This window comes from Pseudomonas sp. 34 E 7 (genome assembly GCF_900005715.1).
GTDB lineage: Bacteria > Pseudomonadota > Gammaproteobacteria > Pseudomonadales > Pseudomonadaceae > Aquipseudomonas > Aquipseudomonas orientalis_A.
On the sequence record NZ_CVTX01000056.1, the window covers coordinates 1 to 394 of the forward strand.

1 pseudogene is annotated in these 394 nt (G+C 67.5%); it reads right to left on the reverse strand.

Going from position 1 to position 394, the window contains the following annotated elements:
- Positions 1–394: pseudogene (locus BFP96_RS02280) on the reverse strand (AMP-binding protein); the annotation flags it as partial.

Sequence of the window (394 nt, forward strand, 5' to 3'; positions counted from 1 at the left end):
AAGGCATCCAGGCTCGACCAGTACGCCGGCTGCAGCGGTTCGGGCAGTTGCGCCCGGGCCTGCGCCTGGATGGCGCTCAGTTCGTCCGGGGTCAGGCGCGGCGCGAAATAGGCCACCAGTTGCATGCGCCCCTGAATCTCGCGTGCCAGCACGGCGGCTTCGCGTACCCGCGATTGCCGGCTCAGCCAGGCACTGACCTCACCGGGCTCGACGCGAAAACCGCGAATCTTCACCTGATCGTCCTGGCGCCCGAGGAACGCCAGACGCCCATGGTGATCCAGGCGTACCCGATCACCGCTGCGGTAGAAACGCTGCCCTGCGTCATCGATGAAGGCGGCGGCAGTAACATGCGGCTGGCCAAGGTAGCCCAGCGCGACCTGGGGGCCACCGATCA